Here is a 16,982-nt window from a genome sequence, read left to right on the forward strand (position 1 = left end):
ATAAGAGTGGGGATTTAAATCCCCACTCTTTTTGATTGTAATGAATGAAATTTTTGATCCATTTTATACTGTTTTCTGAGCTGTCTAAATTTATCTATATCCTTATAACCAGCTTCAAATGTCTGTTTACTAACTCGTACATCTTTACTTAAATAAAATCGCCCTTCATATTTCAAGACTATTTTATCCAATTCATTCAATAGCTCAAATAAGCCCGGTTCGATTTTGAAATCCAAAGCTAGAGTATAACCTTGAATCGGGAAAGAGAGCCAATTGGCATTAGCCTTACCAAACAGTTTCAGAACCGCCAAAAATGAACCTTTACCTGATGCCGCTATTTTACTAAGGATTTGTTCTAAACCTTCATAACTTTTTTCTAATGGCAATACAAATTGATACTGAGTAAAGCCATTTTTGCCATATATGCGATTCCAATTACCAATAGCATCAAGAGGATAGAAAAAACTATCAATTCCTATTTTCTGTTGAGATACCGCTTGTCTAACTTTAGCATAATAGAGACTATTAAAGGATTTAACCGTCAGATTGTTTAGTACAAAGGAAGGAAATTGAAACGGAATCGAAATTTTATTAGTATTGACATAATCAAGATTACCATCATCAGCATGTTCACCTACCATCAGCAAACACCTGCCTAAACTATCTCCTTTAGCCATACAATCAATCCATGCAACTGAATAAGTATAATCTTTATACTGTTCAAATGCTTCAAAAGTATCTTGAAGATTTTTTGTCTTGATAGTAAGCTGATCAATCATGGATGAATTAATAGGCAGAAACTTAATTTTAGCATCAATAATAATACCCGTCAAACCCATACCACCACAAGTAGCTTGAAAAATATCAGGGTTTATAGAATGGGAACAAATAATGATTTCCCCATTTTCCAACATCATAGTAAATTCAACAATAGAATCACTAAAAGAACCTTTTACATGATGATTTTTTCCATGCACATCACTAGCAATAGCACCACCAACAGTAATCAACTTAGTTCCGGGAGTAACAGAGACAAACCATCCTTTGGGAATAAAAGTTTCCAATATTTCCGAAAGCAACACACCTGCTTGACAATGCAAAATACCAGTATTTTGATCAAAATCTAAAAAATAATTATATGATTTAACATCAATCTGATGTTTATTTAACGCGCTATCACCATAACTTCTACCATTTCCACTAGCAATAATATTATTATGTTGATTTATAATATTTTTTAATGCTTGCCTATTCTCAAACTTATAAGCAATTACATCTATATTTGGATAATTTCCCCAACTTAGTAAAGCCATCTTGTATTCAGCTCCTTATAGACTATAATAACCAAATTTGCTAATTTAACATTTTTTTTATGAACATTGGTTTTATATCTCTAGGTTGCCCCAAAGCAACCGTAGATTCTGAACGTATTCTTACACAATTACGCGCTGAAGGTTATGCCATTAGCCCTAATTATAATGATGCTGAACTTGTAGTTGTTAATACTTGTGGTTTTATTAATGAGGCAGTTGAAGAATCCTTAGAAGTTATTGGTGAAGCCTTAGCAGAAAATGGTAAAGTCATAGTTACCGGTTGTTTAGGTGCGCGTGGTGATTTGGTTAAGAAAACTTTTCCAGAATTATTAGCTGTAACTGGTCCAAATTCTGTAGATGAAGTCATGACAGCAATTCATACAGAATTACCTCCAGAGCATGATCCTTACATTGATTTAGTTCCTCCCGGGGGAATTAAACTTACTCCGCGTCATTATGCCTACCTTAAAATTGCAGAAGGTTGTAATCAAAAATGTAGTTTCTGTATTATCCCTAGCTTACGTGGGCGTTTAGTCAGTCGTCCAATTGGCGATATTTTAGACGAAGCAGAAAAGCTAGTTAGCGCAGGAGTGCGGGAATTATTAATAGTATCTCAAGATACAGCGGCTTATGGAGTAGATACTAAATATCGCCTAGACTTTTGGCAAGGTAAACCATTAAAAACTCGTATTACCGAATTAGTACGTAATTTAGCTACTCTAGGAGCATGGTTACGTTTACATTATATTTACCCTTATCCTCATGTAGATCAATTAGTTGAACTAATGGCAGACGGTTTAGTTTTACCATATTTAGATGTGCCATTACAACATGGAAGCCCTAAAATTCTAAAGGCAATGCGTCGCCCAGCTAATAGTGAAAATATGCTAGCTCGAATAGCCAATTGGCGTGAAATTTGTCCAGATATTACACTTCGTAGTACGTTTATTGTAGGTTTTCCCGGCGAAACCGAACAAGAATTTGAAACTTTATTGGATTTTATCCAACAAGCACGTTTAGATCGTGTCGGTGCCTTCGCCTACTCAGCAGTAGAAGGAGCCACAGCCAATCAATTAGCCGGTGCAATACCAGAAGAACTAAAACAAGAACGCCTAAATCGCTTCATGGAAATGCAAAGTCAAATTAGCGCGGAAAAGCTACAACAAAAAATTGGACAAAAAATCACAGTAATAGTAGATGAAATTACCGACACTGAAATTTATGCACGTAGTGCCGCCGAAGCCCCTGAAATAGACGGATTAATAATCATAGAAAAAACAAAGGATTTATTACCGGGCGCATTAGTAGATGTAAGAATTACAGACGCTGATGAACATGACTTATATTCTAAAATTGAAAATTCATGAAATAGATAATATAATAACTGAACGATTCAAATTAGTTAAATTAACCAATTTACTAATTTCATTATAAAAGGGGCTTCTAATGAGTTTATCAGAAAGGTTACATATAAAATATCCAGCAAGTATTGGCAAACGTTTGGGTAAAAAAGCAAATAATGGCAAGAAAATTATTATCAATATTGCTTTATATTTAATGATATTTTCTATAGGTATATTAATCGGTTCACAGTATTCAACAACTGGATCACAAACTGCAATAATTCAAATACCTGACTTTACATTAACTAAAGACAAAGAAGATGAAAAAGATAAAGATAGTACAATGGTAGCTAATAAGTAATTATTAATTTTAAACCTGACAGGTTTTAAAAACCTGTCAGGTTTGTCTAAAAATTAATCTTTCTGCGATAAATTAAACCCACAATAAGCAGTAACCAGCATTCCTTGTATTCCCATAATTGTAAATGTAATGAGTTGTAATACAATTGAATAAGCGACAGCTAAGGTTTGATCAATACCATATAAACCTAACGCTAAGACACAAGCCATCTGATAAACCCCTATAAAACCCGGAGCTGATGGTATAGAAATACTTAAAAGTAAAAATACTCCAACAGTTAAACCAGCTTCAAACGGTAAATCCCAACCAAAAGCCCCCATAATTTTCCACATCCAAAAATAATCAAATAAAAATACACTAAGAGTTAATATTAATACGATTAATATATTCTTACTTTGACGGAAAATCTGAATACCTTCTAAGCCATGCATAAATAATTCATGTAATTTCTGTTGCCATTTAGCTTTAAATTGCCAAATTTCAACGCGCTTTTTTATAGCGTCAACAAAAATAACTGATAAACTCAATACCAGCGTCGCTAAAATAAAAACCGCAATTACAGTTTTACCAATATTAGGATCAATGCGATTACCATGTATCCAAATAACTATCAAGGTAAATATACCAACAACAATCATATCTAACATACGATCAATGATAGCACTACTAACAGCGCGTCCAAATACTAAAGGTGCAAATTTATTAATTGCAATTACCTTTAACACCTCACCAGTGCGAGCAGGATAAATAATATTAGCTAAATAACCAATATTAGCCGCTTGCCAAAAAGACTTAAATTTATCCAATCCTAACTTAGCAACTAAATTCCAACGTAATGAACGTATAGCGATATTAATTATAATTATCATTCCTCCCAAGAAAACTTCTGGTAAACTAATGGTTTTGATAGCTTGAAAAAAAGCTTGCCAATCCAGACCATTTAATATATAAATTAATAAGATAAGACTTAATAAGCTGCCAAATATGATAAAAAAAATTTTCTTTGTCATTATAAAATATGTTAAAAAGTGAGATATAAAATGAATAAAAACACAGCTAATGATAAAACACACTATGAAATCACTGCAAAAGATTTACCCCTGCATTGCCCTATGCCTAATATGACATTATGGGATTCTCACCCAAAAGTGTTTTTACCAATTGAAGACGCTACAGATCATCATATTATATGCCCTTATTGTAGTGCAGAATATCAATTAAAACAGTAACAGTGTCTTCTATTTTAATAGTTGGTCCATCATGGGTGGGTGATATGATGATGGCGCAGAGCTTGTTTAAAGTCTTAAAGATCAAGCAAGCAGATGTTAATATTGATGTGTTAGCACCTACATGGAGTGAAGGTTTATTACAACGAATGGATGAAGTGCGTCATATCATCCCTCATACCATAGCACATGGCACATTAGGATGGCGAGAACGTCGTCAAATTGGTCAACAATTACGTTCTCGCGCCTATCAGCAAGCTATTGTGTTACCAAATTCATGGAAATCAGCATTAATTCCATTTTGGGCTAAAATTCCACAACGCACTGGTTTTAAAGGAGAAATGCGTTATGGATTATTAAATGATATTCGATCTAAAAAAGCTTTAACCAGAACAGTTGATCAATTTGCTGCTTTAGGTTTATCTAAGCTTACACCTAATCCTAGTTTAAACCCCAAACCTTTAAAAGTTGAAACTCAATCGATATTAGCCTTATGCCCCGGCGCAGAATATGGACCAGCCAAATGTTGGCCTTTGGAATACTATGCAACAGTTGCTAAACAAAAACGCGACCAAGGTTGGCAAATATGGATATTTGGTTCTAATAAAGATTATGCTGCTGGTGCTAAAATTCAAAGCTTAGTTGGAGAAGGTGTCAAAAATTTATGTGGACAAACTTCGCTATCAGAAGCAGTTGATTTATTAGCATTAACTAATATGGTTATTACTAACGATTCAGGATTAATGCACATAGCGGCAGCATTAGACAAACCAATGATTGCCATATATGGATCATCAAGCCCCAAGATGACACCACCACTAAGTGATAAAGCTCATATCATATTATTAGGTTTAGATTGCAGCCCTTGCTATCAGCGTATTTGCCCTAAAAAACACCTGAAATGTTTACGTGATATAACACCAGATCAGGTACTTAACTTAGTAAACGACTATGACCTAAATTTGATATAAAATCATATTTGTAGGGTGGGTAGAGCGGAAGCGATACGAAGTCAGCGAAGCTAAACCCACCAAAGTAGCTAAAATGGTGGGTTTCGCTCCCGCTCTACCCACCCTACATTAATACATTATAGATTGTAACATCAATTAGTTAAAAATCTAATGTAGTCATAGGCACATCTGCTGACTTTAATAATCTCCAATTATCCGCCGCTAGTTGTACAGTAAAAGTACCTGCAATTAACTTGGGTAATACAGATTCATAAATTCCAGTATCAATCTTTTCTAATAACACTTTTTGATCAAAACCAGAACGGGTGTGATGACTAAATGAAAGGTTTATGGTATTAGGTAGTTGATAATCTGAATTTGCTTTTAGATATAACCTAATCAATTTTGCATCTGCATTAAATTGCAGATTTGCATCTAAACCGTAATTAACCGCTGCTGTATCACGTTCTAAAGTACGATTAATTTCTAATCCTTGTTTATAATAATCATCCACAACTAAGCCATCATCTGATTCTATGGCTAGATAAAGTGTAAACATACCAGCAATGATTGCAGTAGTTGGAAATAAAATGACTAACCAAACATAAGGTTCTAAATACCAAGCTCTATTCATAATTATTTTAAAATATCCAAAATCAGATATTATAAAGTAAACCAATTTAAAAATTAGTAAAAAATACTATGGATGAGATTACACAACAATTATTTGCACCAGCCAAAGAGTTAGCTCAAGATGGAATTAATTGTTCTGCTTATATAACAGAATTAACTTGGTTACTATTTCTAAAAATAGCTCCAGATTTAGATGAAATTAATTATTTATTTGAAGAATTTAATTGGGAAAATTTACTTCAAAAAGATGGTATTGAGCAATATGATTATTATAAACAAATTTTAACCGCCTTAGCTAAAGTCATTGATCCTCATGTAGCTGGAATATACACACATGCTAACACTGTATTACAAAATCCTGAACAATTACAAATTATTATAACTGCCTTAAACAAGTTGGATGATAGTTCCATTGATGAATTAGGGGAATTGTATGAAGATTTATTAGCTTTATGTGATTATGAAAAAGATGGTCATTTATATATTGCTCCTCGTGCTTTGATTGATATGATGGTTAGATTAACCCAGCCTGAAGTAGGTGAATTTATTCAAGACCCTTATGCAGGTGTTGGAAATTTTATCGTTGCCGCTGATCAATATATTCAAGTTATAGCTGATGAAGAAATTGTTAAAACCACAGATTTTATTGCCATAGAACCTGATTTAATACGTCAACGCTTAGGCTTGATGAATTGTTTATTACATAAAATTGAACATCCTCAACATGTTCCAATACGTTGGGGTGATAGTTTATTATCAAATCGACAAATTTGGCCACCTGCTGACATAATTTTAAGTACATTAATATCTAACAATGACACGGCTTTAGCCTTATTGAAACACATATACCAAACTTTAAAACCCAATGGACGAGCCGCTATAATAGTGCCTGATACTATTTTAGCAACCGATGGACCAGCGCAAGAAGTTCGTAAAAATTTACTTGAAAATACGGTTTTACATACAGTATTACGTTTACCACATGGTATTCTGTATCCAGATGAAATAGATACTCATGTACTATTTTTTTATAAAAGCACTGAAGCCGTCACAGAAAATGTTTGGTTTTATGATGCTCGTAATGATTTACGAGAACATTTGATAAATTTTGAAACGGTGTATGGTGATGATCCTTATGGTTTAGCAGCGCGTCAAGATCAAGGTGAAAATGGGCGTTTGCGTTGCTTTAGTCGTGAATATTTGGCTCAACATGATGATAGATTAAATATTGAAATTAAAAGGAATCAAGATCTAGTGGATGATGCTATTTTAAAAGAAACACTGCAAGATTTACAATCTTTAAAGGATTTATTGTAAATATGCTGGCAAAAATTCCACATTTGACTTTTGTAAATATACAGATTGATTTATGACTTGTTTATTTGCAATTGTTAATTGCAAAGTATATTTTTTTTCAAATTCCATTATTGCACGTGGAATTTTAGGCAGTTCAATAGAATCTAATTTTAGTAGTTGAATCAAAACTTGCTAAAATTTCCTTGGTTAATTCTCTGGGTAACATTTTTACTCTGGAATTTATAAAGTCTATATTATAAATAACTCTGGAAATTTTAACATAAGTTTTTTGCATAGACCTGACAGGTTTAGTTAGATTATTATTACCATTGTCTTTGTATCTGAGGTTGTGGTATATATTTATATATAATATTAATTCCTGATTATTTATAAGTGAGTTGCTATTCTATAATAAAAATTTTGTGTCAATTAATATACCCCTCAACCAAACTCAAAATAAGCTCATCTTCAAACCCACCAGCCAATTCAATAATTTTCTTCGCAAAAGCAGCATATTCATCATCCAATTGATTAGCAAAATCCTTAATTTCTCGCATATCGCCCATCATTGTTAATTCATATAATTTTTCTAATTCTTCAGCAGGTGGCGGTATCAAAGTTTCATCTTCAACTTCGATGATTTGTTGTTCCTCATAAACCCAATCTAAATCTAAATGTTCACTTAGGCTATTAAATAATTGTTGTTCTTCGATTGGTTTTGCTAGAAAAGCATTACAGCCAACTTGCAAACTTTTTTGTTTGTCGGTTTCAAAGACGCTGGCTGATATTGCAATAATTGGAAGTTCCTTAAAGTCTTTTCTTATAATTTGAGTTGCTTCTGCACCAGTCATTACTGGCATAATCAAATCCATAAATATTATGTTTGATTTATTTGCTAGTTTTACACCCTGTTTACCATTAACAGCTTCAATCACTTCAAAGCCAATATTTTCTAGCATTTGTCTGAGTATTAAGCGATTTTCTGGATAATCATCTACAATTAATGCGGTTTGTGCTTCACCTTTATAAGCAGTAATACGCCGCTGTTCTGTTTTCTCTTCAACTTCTACTACTTTTAATGCTAAATCAAACCAAAAAGTACTACCTTTACCAAGTTCACTTTTTAGCTTAATTTCACTACTCATCAATTCTACCAATTGACGACTAATTGCTAAACCTAAGCCTGTACCTTCTGCGCGTCGTTGAGTATCACCAACTTGTTCAAATGGTTTAAAGATTTTTTGCAATTCTTCATCAGTCATACCAACGCCAGTATCTGCTACTTCAAATCTGAAAACGCCATTTTGTATGGCTGATATTCGCAATGTTACTTGCCCTTTATCAGTGAATTTAATCGCATTACCTAATAAATTTAACAAAACTTGGCGCAAACGCTTTTCATCTATTTCAATTCCTAATGGTAAATCTCCAACAGCTTCATAAACAAAACAAACATCTTTTTGTTCAGCACGCATACGCATAATGCCAGTAATACTATCTATAAAACTCTGGCATGTAATGTTTTCAGGATAAATTTCTAATTTACCCGCTTCGATTTTCGATAAATCTAAAATGTCATTTATCAAAGTTAATAAATGATTACCGCTATTATAAATAGTATTTAAACCAGAAACTTGAGTCTCTTCCAAATTTTTAGCCCGCTTCAAAATTTGAGCATAGCCTAAAATACCATTTAGCGGTGTGCGCAATTCATGGCTCATATTAGAAAGAAATTCGCTTTTCGCTTGATTGGCTTTTTCAAGTTTAACGGTTCTATCGGCAACTTTTTGTTCTAAATTTTCATATAGCAATGAATTTTCAATAGAAATCGCCAACTGAGACGATAACATTTTTAAAACCTCTAATCGTTCAGCAGTAAAAGCACCTTTAATAAGATTATTTTCTAAGTATAAAATGCCAGTTAATTTATTTTGATTTAATAGCGGCAAACATAAAATAGATTTAGGTTTTTGCTTAACAATATGTTCCTGTGTGCGTATAACATAGTTAATCAAATCTAATGGCAGCTCAGAATCTTCAATCAGTATTGATTGTTCCGAAGATTGAATAAACCATTGATCTTGCTTAGGTAATAACAAAAATCCAGTTTCAGCACCAGCATTTTCAACCACAATTTGCATCATTTTTTTCAGCAAACGGCTAAATACAATTTCTTCTGATAAAGTATTAGATGCTTTGATCACACTATTTAAATCCAAAGCATTTGATGAAGTAGTGTTGGTAAATGAAGTTGATAAAGCTTGTTTGCTTGAACCAGAATATTGTACTAATAATTGTGGATATTGTTGTTCTAACTGGCTTAGTTTAGCAGTTGCACCCCATTGCTTATAATGATAATGTGCTTCAATGATATAAGTTTGAACCAGTTTTTGCATCCCATGTGCAGCATAAAATTCAGCCAATAATTCATAAGCCAAAGCTTCTTCATGTAAATATTCATTTGCTCTTGCACCAGCAATCGCTTTTTCATATAACTGAACTGCTTTCCAATCTTCACCTAATACACGCGCTTTTTCTGCTTCAACTAAATCATATTTATGTTGACAATTTTCAGGGGCATAATCTGCCCAAGGTTTTAATATTTTTTGATTTTTATCAACTATTTTCAAACAATTAGAAACATCAGCATTTGATAATAAACTAAGAGAATAAAAGAAATTATGCACTGGTAAAAAGAACATTCCAGCAACACCATCTATATATTTTTCTGTTAAAATCGCGTTTTCATAAGCCGCCTTGTTATCTCGCAAAATAAAAGCAGTAATCGTTTTGCCTTGATAACCACAAAAACATAAGGAAAATTGTTCCTCTTTAATAAACCTTGCTATTAACTCATCATAATCAAATACACACTCATTTTTGCCTTGCAAATCCAATACAGATTGATAATAAGGTGCAAGATAATAATAATGAAAATTTTGTTTATACTTCTCAATTGTAATCAGACTTTGAACATATTTTTCATTCAATTTCTGAATATTAGAACCGCTTAAAAATTGATAAATATCAGGTTCAATAATTCCATAGCAACCATATTCAAGATCACCCGTATCTAAGCCTTGTTGAAAAACCTTATAAAAATCAACAAGAGTTTCACGCACAGGTTTGCGCCAGTGCATTACGGTAGCATAAAATAAAGTATAAACTCGTGCTTTGAATGGTTTTAAATTCAATTTATCAATAAGCTCAACGCCCATTTTGCCAAGTCTATAACCTCTATCAATATCCCCTTGCCCAGATAAAAAGCCACCATAAAATACATAAGCCACTGCTGAGTAATCACAATTACCATATTGATAAGATAATTTAGTCATGCTAATACAAATTTGCTCAAAAGCGGTTGGATTATTTGCCCATGCTGGAGTCAAAACTGTATTTAAAACTTGCATTACTGCTAATTTCACAGGATCTTTCATCAAAGGCAAATCAATCAAAGTTTCAATATCTATATAATCTAAATTTTCAATATGTAGATTTTCACCTAACGACTCTACAATTTGCAAGCCTAATTGCAAAGCCTCACCTTGTTGACTCAAAGCAATCAAATATTGCATTTTGACATCATAAGCCGCTAGCTTATCAAGAGTATTATTGGCATTTTCTAGTACAATATTAATGTACTTATCCATATCCTGAAAAGCACCAATTAAAAAAGTCACCTGTGATAAAGTAGAAAATATATTAAGCGTCAACTCATACTGTTGATTCCAAGCATTTTCACCTAACAGCTCAGTTGCATTTTGTAAAAACTCATATGCAGGATTATAAGCATTTGATTCTTTAGCTTTTTCACTAGCAGTGAAATTTAATTTGGCGATTTTAACTTTTTCTTCTTCATCAGTAATAAGCGTCAAACCCTTGTTAAACTGATAAACCAAATCAAATATTTTTTCCTGTTGTGGAGTCAACAATAAACGCCCAATTTTTAAATGCACACTTTTTTTATGATTTTCATCAATTAAAGCATAAGCCGCTTGTTGCACTCTATCATGTAAAAAACTAAAATTATGAATAGCAAAAGAAGAACTTCTAATATCATCTCCATTAACTTCTAACTCAGAAGTTGGCACCACAAAGCCATCAATTAAGATTGGCATTAAATCTTGAAAAGTCTCATCAATTGACTTTTCATAGATTATAGAAAGGGTGTTTAAATCAAAATGGTTGCCCACACAAGCCGCTAAACGTAATACATGTTGTGCTGATTCAGGCAATTTTTTCAATTTGCTGATCATCAAATCCACCACATTATCAGTGATGTTCATAGACTTAATTTGCTCAATATTCCATTTCCATCCATGATCAAAATGAAGCAAATTTTCTTGATACAAAGTACTAAGAAATTGATTAACAAAAAATGGATTACCACCAGTTTTTTGCATAACCAACTCAGTCAAAGATGTAACTTCAGTAGTATCTAAACTTTCAGCAATTAATTGATTTACATGTTCAAATTCTAAAGGCTTTAAAGTAATTTTACTAAATTTTAATTTCTCAACAGTCATCATCAAAGGATGAGTAGCACTAACCTCATTATCTCGATAAGCACCAATTAAAAACAAGCCATTACTTTCACTATCAGTCATTATGACTTCTAATAAAGTTAAAGTAGCAGAATCAACCCATTGCAAATCATCCAAAAATATAACCAAAGGCGAAAACACTCGAATAAAATTCTGAAACACCAAATTAAAGCGATTTAAAGATTGCCCACCATCCAATGCTGGCACCGGTGGTTGTTTTCCAATAATAGCTTCAATATCAGGAATAACCTCAATAATAACCTGCCCATTTGGTCCAAGAGCAGTTAATAATTTTTGCTTCCACTGTTCTAATTGGGCATCGGTTTCCATCAACAACTGCTTAACCAAATCACTAAAAGTGTTGACTAAGGCACTATAAGGAATATTGCGCTGAAATTGATCAAACTTACCCGAAATAAAATAACCCTGCTTATTTAATTTATAAAGTTTCTTAACTAAAACCGATTTACCAATACCAGAATAACCAGCAATTAACATCATTTGTTTATCGCCTTGACTGACTTTGTCAAAGCTATCAACTAATATGTTAATTTCATTTTCACGACCATATAATTTTTGTGATATTTGAAAACGTTCAGAAATATCAAACTGCCCCAATTCAAAAAATTCCTGTGGATTATTAAGAACTTGCTCCAAATCAGCCTTAATACCCAAAGCACTTTGATAACGTTCCTCAGCAGTTTTAGCCATCAATTTCATGATAATTTTAGATAACATTGGTGGCAAATCATCAGGCATTGGCGGTTGCTTAGCCAAATGACAATGAACTAATTCCATTGCATCATCAGATTCAAAAGGCAATTTTCCAGTAAAAAGCTGATAAAAAGTAACGCCCAAAGAATAAAAATCGGAACGATAATCCAAAGCGCGATTCATGCGCCCAGTTTGCTCAGGTGACATATAAGCCAAAGTACCTTCTAAAATTTCCGGTTTTTTTAAGCTGAAATGTTGACGAGGCAATTGAGTAGAAATACCAAAATCTATAATTTTCAGTACATTGCTTGATGGATTATAAACAATATTAGAAGGGTTAATATCTTTATGGATAATATTTTGCTGATGAATTTGGGCTAAAATTTCAGTGATTTTAATAGCGATTGGAATATCAATGGCATGGAGTGATTCACCATTAAAATCTTCTAAACACATCATCAAACTATTTTGATATTTATCAATTTCATAGGCATTGATAACGCCATGCAAATGAGACAAGCGACGAGTAATGTCATATTCTTGACGATAACGTGTTAATTCTTCAGGAGTTGGATAATCCTCTTTAAGGATTTTAAGGATAACTGGTTGATCATCCTCAATCCTTTTGCCACGATAAACTATAGAATTGACACTTTCATAAATTTTGATTAATGAATGGTATTTGGAATACATAATAATATTCAGATTGTTATGGATAATATATTATTGCATATTGTATTCCTTAAAAACTTTAAACATCCAATAAATATTGTTGCGCCGATATTGGAGTTTCATCATCTTTAGGCTGCAAACGAGAATAGTTACCTGCACTATGTAACACCCATGCCTGAATATTATCTTGTAAATATATATTCAAATTGTCTATAATACGTTTTTTTAATTTGCTATTTTCTACTGGATAACACTCTTCAACCCTCTTGAATAAATTACGTGCCATAAGATCAGCACTAGCACAAAATACCTCTTCTTTACCTTCATTTAAAAAATAATAACAACGAGTATGCTCCAGAAAACGTCCAACTATAGAACGTACATGAATATTTTCTGACAAACCCTTAACCCCCGGTTTTAAACAACACATTCCACGTATAATTAAATCAATCTTCACTCCCGCCATCGAAGCCTTATATAAAGCCTCAATTATCTTAGTTTCTGTTAAAGCATTAGATTTAGCAATGATATGAGATTTTTTACCTTGTTTCGCCGATTCTGCTTCACGTTCAATACGTTCAATTAAGCCACTATGTAAAGTAAAAGGAGATTGCAGCATTTTTTTCAAAGTTTCGCCACGCCCAAGACTGGTAAGCTGCATAAACATATTATGTACATCTTCCCCCATTTCCTTATCACAAGTTAAAAGACCATAATCAGTATAAATACGCGCAGTGCGATGATGATAATTTCCAGTACCTAAATGTACATAACGTCTTAATTTTTTAGCTTCTCGACGTACTACCATTATCATTTTAGCATGAGTTTTATAACCTACTACCCCATAAACAATATGAACCCCAGCTTCTTGTAAACGGTTAGCTAAACGAATATTGGCTTCTTCATCAAAACGCGCACGTAATTCTATTACCACCGTAACCTCTTTATTAGAACGCGCAGCCTCTACTAAAGCATCAACTAATACAGAATCAGGTCCAGTACGATAAAGAGTTTGTTTAATAGCTAAAACATGTGGATCAGCAGCTGCTTGACGTACAAAATCAATTACCGGAGTGAAAGACTCAAACGGATGATGCAATAATATATCATGTTCACTGATAGCTGCAAATAAATTACTTTTTGAACTAATTGTAACTTTAGGCGTAAAACTAGGAAATTTTAACTCAGGGCGATCAACTAAATCAGGTAAAGGTAATAAACGATTAAGATTAACTGGTCCATTTACTTGATATACATCAGCTTTATCTAATTTAAAATGCTTTAACAGAAACTGAATCATTTTATCAGGACAATTATTAGGAACTTCTAAACGTACACTATCACCATAACGACGACCATGTAATTCTCCCTCTAAAGCCCTTAATAAATCATCAATTTCCTCTTCATCAACAAATAGTTCACTATTCCTAGTGACTCGAAATTGATAACAACCTGTTACCTTCATACCCGGAAACAAATCCTCAATATGAGCATGAATTATAGAAGATAAAAAAGTAAAATTATTAGTATTATTAGCAAACAATTCAGCTGGAAATTGAATTAAACGTGGTAATGAACGCGGAGCTTGTACCACAGCCATACGACTATCACGCCCAAAGGCATCCTTACCTTTTAAAGAAATAATAAAGTTTAAACTTTTATTCAAAATAGGCGGAAAAGGATGAGCAGGATCCAAACCTATCGGAGTTAATATTGGTTGCAACTCATTTTTAAAATAATTGGCTACCCATTTTAATTGCGCCTCATTCCATTGATCACGTTTAAAAAAACAAATACCTTCTTGTTCTAAAGCAGGAAAAATATTATCATTAAGTAAATTATATTGCTCATCAATAAACTCATGAGCGGCTAAACTAATACGATTAAGAGATTCTTGAGGAGACAAATTATCGGCACCAGTTTGTACCGAGCCATAAGCAACTTGCTGCTTTAAACCAGCAACTCGCACCTCAAAAAATTCATCTAAATTAGTGCTAGCAATACATAAAAAGCGTAAACGTTCAAGTAAAGGTATATTTTCATCCTTAGCTTGTGCTAAAACTCGATGATGAAAACTTAGCAGGCTTAATTCGCGATTAATATACCATTTAGGGTTAGTAATATCTATGGGTTGATCTTCTGTCATAATTTTTATGTTTCAATTACATATCTATGTTAAAATTTAATTTAATTTATAATTATAAAAAAATAATTTACAAGAGGTTAGTTTGATTAAATATTTTACAGTTGAAAATTTTCGTTCTATAAAGAATGAAAGTGTCTTGGAATTTGATACCAATATAAGGCAAGAAATAGCTTGCACAGCTCATCCTTTAATTGGATTAGCCGGAGCTAATGCTTCTGGTAAAACCGCTTTATTACAAGCTCTTTCTTTTGTATTTTGGTTTTTGAAAGATTCATTTTTGACTCAAGCACCTGATGAAGAAATCCCTCTTGATCCTTTTTGTACACAAAAAGAGCAAGCAACACATTTTCATCTTATTTTTTCAATTAATAAAAATAATTATGAATATAAACTCAGAATCAATAAAGAAAAAGTTATCTATGAATCACTCTATTTTTATGAAAATAATGAAAAACAATGCGCATATATTCGAGAAGATAAAACCATTACATTTGGTGATAAAATATCCAAGATAAATACTTCTGGTTTAAGACAAAACAGTTCTATAATTTCTTATGCTGCCCAAGATGATACCCAAGTAATTGCTAAATCATGTAAAGAATATATTGTTCATAGCAATGTAACTCATGGCGGCTTCAGAGAGGAACAATTCACACATAATATAGAAAAAATGATTGAAGATGAATATTTTCAATCACGTTTGTCGAATTTTTTGTCTATTGCCGATGTTGGTATTGATACAGTCACACTTAATAAATTACAGCTTAGTGTACAGAATTTAGATGATAACCTAAAAAAATTCTTGAATATGCTAGAAACCAAAACTGAATTGATTTTCACACATCAGATCGAAGGCAATTTAATTGATTTTTCAAATTCTGAGCGAGAAAGTGCCGGCACCTTACAATTTTTAACTTTATTATATAGAATTTTATCCACATTAGAAAACGGTAAATTATTGATATTGGATGAGATCGAATTAAAACTGCATCAGAATTTAGTCGCTTTTTTGATTGGGTTATTTCAAAATCCTGATGAAAATCGTAACTGCGCTCAACTCATTTTTTCTTTTCATAATGCAGCGTTTATGAAATTACTGAAGCCAGAACAATTATGGTTTGCTGAAAAAAATGATGATGGTCAAACTGAATTATTTTCAGCCGCTGATTTTTATGACATCAAAGATTTACATCAAAAAAACCTTGAAAAATTATATCGCCTTGGTAGATTTGGTGCTACACCTAGAGGCTTGTAATGGCAAGGAAAACTAGAAAACCAAGGAAAAGTAAGATTGTCTATTACTTTATTGTAGAAGGTTGTACAGAAGAAAATTATATTAAACTGTTGAAAAAAATTTATCGTAAGCCCGGCAAAATTAAAAATTGTGACGGAGGAAGTGCGAAAAATGTTTTAGAAGAAGCTAAAAAGATTATTCAAAGCAATGATGATGATTGTTCTGGCTATGTAATTTGGTTTGATGGAGACACCTATTTACCAAACGACAAGAACTTAAAGAATAAACTTTCAACTCCTAATGACACTTCAGTTTATATTACACAACCCTGTGTGGAAAGCTGGCTGCTTGCCCATTTTCAGAAAATAAATTTGAAAAGCGATAAAAAATGTAAAGAATATGAAAAGGCACTTGATCATGTTGATCGTATTCCAAATTATAAAAAAGCTGATTGTAGGCTGCTAGAAAGATATATTACAAAAGAACAAATTGAAACGGCAATTCAGAATTATCCAGATATTGGAAACATACCTAAACAATTTTTATAAAA

At 32.6% G+C, this 16,982-nt stretch carries 13 protein-coding genes; 7 read left to right on the forward strand and 6 right to left on the reverse strand.

The features are described 5' to 3' along the window. Nucleotides 1-14 precede the first annotated feature (14 nt). Complete coding sequence (locus tag BHU68_RS05260) at nucleotides 15-1,313, reverse strand: FAD-binding oxidoreductase (protein WP_069470097.1); 1,299 nt, start codon at nucleotides 1,311-1,313, stop codon at nucleotides 15-17. A 59-nt stretch (nucleotides 1,314-1,372) separates the two neighbouring features. Here BHU68_RS05260 and rimO point away from each other — a divergent pair, with 59 nt between their 5' ends. Continuing rightward, on the forward strand, nucleotides 1,373-2,680 hold the full coding sequence (gene rimO / locus BHU68_RS05265) for a 30S ribosomal protein S12 methylthiotransferase RimO (RefSeq protein ID WP_069470096.1): 1,308 nt from the start codon (nucleotides 1,373-1,375) through the stop codon (nucleotides 2,678-2,680). A gap of 79 nt (nucleotides 2,681-2,759) precedes the next feature. Beyond that, nucleotides 2,760-3,017 carry a hypothetical protein gene (locus tag BHU68_RS05270; RefSeq protein ID WP_069470095.1) on the forward strand — a complete coding sequence of 86 codons (258 nt, stop codon included), beginning with the start codon at nucleotides 2,760-2,762 and terminating at the stop codon, nucleotides 3,015-3,017. 53 nt (nucleotides 3,018-3,070) lie between these two features. Here BHU68_RS05270 and BHU68_RS05275 read toward each other — a convergent pair whose 3' ends face one another. Beyond that, nucleotides 3,071-4,027 (reverse strand): lysylphosphatidylglycerol synthase transmembrane domain-containing protein, encoded by a 957-nt coding sequence (locus BHU68_RS05275; RefSeq protein WP_069470094.1) that lies wholly within the window; start codon nucleotides 4,025-4,027, stop codon nucleotides 3,071-3,073. A 30-nt stretch (nucleotides 4,028-4,057) separates the two neighbouring features. Between BHU68_RS05275 and BHU68_RS05280 the strand changes: the two genes are divergently transcribed. Both BHU68_RS05280 and waaF read left to right on the forward strand, forming a co-directional pair. Beyond that, entirely contained in the window at nucleotides 4,058-4,246 is a 189-nt protein-coding gene (locus BHU68_RS05280) for a zinc-finger domain-containing protein (protein ID WP_069470093.1), read from the forward strand. A gap of 2 nt (nucleotides 4,247-4,248) precedes the next feature. Next, entirely contained in the window at nucleotides 4,249-5,214 is a 966-nt protein-coding gene (gene waaF, locus BHU68_RS05285) for a lipopolysaccharide heptosyltransferase II (RefSeq protein WP_069470092.1), read from the forward strand. Between the two features lie 139 nt (nucleotides 5,215-5,353). Here waaF and BHU68_RS05290 read toward each other — a convergent pair whose 3' ends face one another. Continuing rightward, entirely contained in the window at nucleotides 5,354-5,827 is a 474-nt protein-coding gene (locus tag BHU68_RS05290) for a FixH family protein (protein WP_069470091.1), read from the reverse strand. Between the two features lie 68 nt (nucleotides 5,828-5,895). Between BHU68_RS05290 and BHU68_RS05295 the strand changes: the two genes are divergently transcribed. Beyond that, on the forward strand, nucleotides 5,896-7,143 hold the full coding sequence (locus BHU68_RS05295; protein ID WP_069470090.1) for an HsdM family class I SAM-dependent methyltransferase: 1,248 nt from the start codon (nucleotides 5,896-5,898) through the stop codon (nucleotides 7,141-7,143). Here BHU68_RS05295 and BHU68_RS17135 read toward each other — a convergent pair. From BHU68_RS17135 to ppk1, 3 genes are all read right to left on the reverse strand, one after another. Continuing rightward, nucleotides 7,135-7,308, reverse strand: a complete 174-nt coding sequence (locus BHU68_RS17135) for a hypothetical protein (protein WP_171899669.1) — start codon at nucleotides 7,306-7,308, stop codon at nucleotides 7,135-7,137. The genes BHU68_RS05295 and BHU68_RS17135 overlap by 9 nt on opposite strands. A gap of 239 nt (nucleotides 7,309-7,547) precedes the next feature. Further along, nucleotides 7,548-13,073 carry a hybrid sensor histidine kinase/response regulator gene (locus BHU68_RS05300; RefSeq protein ID WP_083234926.1) on the reverse strand — a complete coding sequence of 1,842 codons (5,526 nt, stop codon included), beginning with the start codon at nucleotides 13,071-13,073 and terminating at the stop codon, nucleotides 7,548-7,550. Between the two features lie 58 nt (nucleotides 13,074-13,131). Continuing rightward, the gene (gene ppk1 / locus BHU68_RS05305) at nucleotides 13,132-15,198 is read right to left on the reverse strand and encodes a polyphosphate kinase 1 (protein WP_069470088.1); all 2,067 of its coding nucleotides are present in this window, start codon (nucleotides 15,196-15,198) and stop codon (nucleotides 13,132-13,134) included. An 82-nt stretch (nucleotides 15,199-15,280) separates the two neighbouring features. On the opposite strand from ppk1, the gene BHU68_RS05310 reads away from it, so the two are divergent. Both BHU68_RS05310 and BHU68_RS05315 read left to right on the forward strand, forming a co-directional pair. Next, the gene (locus tag BHU68_RS05310; protein WP_069470087.1) at nucleotides 15,281-16,453 is read left to right on the forward strand and encodes an AAA family ATPase; all 1,173 of its coding nucleotides are present in this window, start codon (nucleotides 15,281-15,283) and stop codon (nucleotides 16,451-16,453) included. Then, the gene (locus BHU68_RS05315) at nucleotides 16,453-16,980 is read left to right on the forward strand and encodes an RloB family protein (protein ID WP_069470086.1); all 528 of its coding nucleotides are present in this window, start codon (nucleotides 16,453-16,455) and stop codon (nucleotides 16,978-16,980) included. The genes BHU68_RS05310 and BHU68_RS05315 overlap by 1 nt, the downstream gene beginning before the upstream one ends. Nucleotides 16,981-16,982 lie beyond the last annotated feature (2 nt).

Origin of the sequence: Candidatus Marithrix sp. Canyon 246, assembly GCF_001723685.1 — a bacterium.
GTDB lineage: Bacteria > Pseudomonadota > Gammaproteobacteria > Beggiatoales > Beggiatoaceae > Marithrix.